Origin of the sequence: Planctomonas deserti (genome assembly GCF_003067705.1) — a bacterium.
Classification (GTDB): domain Bacteria; phylum Actinomycetota; class Actinomycetes; order Actinomycetales; family Microbacteriaceae; genus Planctomonas; species Planctomonas deserti.
Genome location: NZ_QANL01000258.1, coordinates 1 through 500, shown reverse-complemented (window position 1 = coordinate 500; position 500 = coordinate 1). Strand labels below are relative to the sequence as shown.

The following is a 500-nucleotide window of genomic DNA, read 5'->3' as shown; positions in this document are numbered from 1 at the left end:
ACAGCGGGCTGGTCAGCCCGATCATCATCCTCAACGGGCGGCGCATCGAACAGCGCAGCCAGATCGCCCAGCAGGGCGGCGAGCGGTGGCTGGACCGGCACCTGCGATTGAACGGCTTTGATCCGATCGCGCTGGACGGGCGCGATCCGGCCAGCATCGCGTGGGGTATCCATGTGATGGAGTCGCGCCTGCAAGCGGGCGCCGCCGTTCCCGATGCCGACGTGCGGCTGCCCTATGGCATTGCCGAAACCGTGAAGGGCTTCGGATTCCCCGGCGCCGGGACCAACGCCTCGCACAACCTGCCCCTGCCCGGGAATCCGTCGAAGGAGGCCGAGGCACGCGCGCTCTTCAATCAAGGCGCCGCGGCGCTGTTCGTGGCCGCGTCCGAGCTCGAGGAGGCTGTTGCCGCACTCAACAGCCACGACCTCCAGCAGCGCGTGCGCGAGCGCGACCATGCGCTGGCCGATCGCCAGGTGGAACCGCCCCGCGTCCCGGCGATC

At 69.8% G+C, this 500-nt stretch carries 1 protein-coding gene; it reads left to right on the top strand.

The annotated features are described in order from the left end of the window. A partial coding sequence (locus tag DAI20_RS20570; protein ID WP_205781561.1) for a hypothetical protein occupies window positions 1-500 on the top strand: 500 nt, incomplete at both ends.